This window comes from Streptomyces sp. NRRL WC-3549, assembly GCF_000721935.1.
Lineage (GTDB): Bacteria > Actinomycetota > Actinomycetes > Streptomycetales > Streptomycetaceae > Streptomyces.
This window is the reverse complement of sequence record NZ_JOCS01001836.1, coordinates 1-1719: the sequence shown is the minus strand read 5'-3', so window position 1 is coordinate 1719 and position 1719 is coordinate 1. Positions and strand designations below refer to the sequence as shown.

1 protein-coding gene is annotated in these 1719 nt (G+C 69.0%); it reads right to left on the bottom strand.

The features are described from left to right. A partial coding sequence (locus IH13_RS0100135) for a polyketide synthase dehydratase domain-containing protein (protein ID WP_031079893.1) occupies positions 1-1719 on the bottom strand: 1719 nt, incomplete at both ends.

Here is a 1719-nt window from a genome sequence, read left to right as displayed (position 1 = left end):
GTCGACATCCGCCAGAACGAACCGGCCAGGATTCTCCGACTGCGCCGACCGCACCAAACCCCACACCGCAGCCTGGACAGGATCCGGCGCAGCACCCGCCTCGCACGCAACCGCACCCGAAGTCACCACAACCAACCGCGCATCGGCGAACCGCTCATCCGCCAACCACTCCTGCAACAACCCCAGTGCCCGCCCCACCACTTCGTGCGTACGGGACACCACATCCACGGGCCCAGGACCCGACTCGGACTCGGACTCCGACTCCGACTCCGACTCCGCGAACGACACCGCCACCACACCCGGCACCGCATCCAACACGTCCAGACCGGTGACCAGCCGAACGCCAAGAGCAGGACCAACCGCACCAAGCGCGTGCTCGACCCAGCCAACCCGGAACAACGCATCACGCAACCCGCCCGACGACTGCACCAGCCCAGCCGAAACAGGCCTCAGTACCAGCGAGTCCACCGACGCCACCGGACCACCGGCCGCATCAGCCAGCACCAACGACACACCGGAACCCGCCGGCGTGATCCGCACCCTCAGAACCGACGCACCCACAGCATGAAGCGAAACCCCCGACCACGCGAACGGCAGNAACGACACCGCCACCACACCCGGCACCGACTCGCCGGCGTCGGCCGCAGCGGTGAGCGCGGTCAGGTCGGCGTACCGAAGTCCGGGTACGCCGATGGCGTCGCCCAGCGCCGCCCAGCGGGCCTCGACCCGCTCCTCCTCCACGTCGTGGCCTGTCCAGTCCACCTGGAACAGCGCATCGCGTGTCGCGGCGTCGGCGGCAGCCATGAGCTGGTCCGGCGAGATCGCCCGCAGAGCGAGCGACTCGACGAAGGCAACCGGAGCACCCGCGCTGTCCGCGAGCGCCAGGGAGATGCCCGAACCGGCGGTCGTGATCCGCACCCGCAGGACAGTCGCCCCCACGGCGGACACCGACACCCCGCTCCACGCGAACGGCAGCCGAGCTTCTCCGGCCGTGTCTCCGCCGTCCCCCGCGGCAAGACCCATCGTGTGCAGTGCCGCGTCCAGCAGTGCGGGGTGGACGCCGAACCCTGCGGCATCAGTTCCTTCCGGCAGGGCGACCTCGGCGAATACCTCGTCGCCGCGGCGCCAGGCGGCCCGCAGCCCCTGGAACGTCGGACCGTAGCCGAATCCGATCTCCGCCAGGTTCTCGTACAGACCCTCGGCATCGAGGGCGACAGCATCGTGCGGCGGCCACTCCTCCAGCGGCTCACCTGTCAGTACGCCGCCTGCGGAGAGTGTGCCGGACGCATGCCGTGTCCACTTCGCGTCCGCGTCTTCAGCAGTCCGCCCGTGAACGGCGATCGCCCGGCTACCGTCGTCCTCGGCAGCACCCAGAGTCAGCTGGACGGCCACCGCCCCGTGATCGGGGAGAACCAAGGGTGTCTCGAGCGTGAGATCGCTCAGAAGATCGAGCCCGACCTGTTCACCGACGTGCAGGGCCAGGTCGACGAAGGCTGTACCCGGCAGCAGCACCGAGCCCATGACCATGTGGTCACCGAGCCACGGGTGTGACTCGACCGACAGTCTGCCCGTGAACAGGTACTCATCTGCCTGAGCCACGACGACCTTGGCTCCCAGCAGCGGATGCTCACCCGCGCTCTGTCCGAGGGCCCGTGCATCCGCAGCCCCGTTGAAGGACGAAGCAAGCCAGTAGTGCTCGTGCTGGAAGGCGTAGGTGGG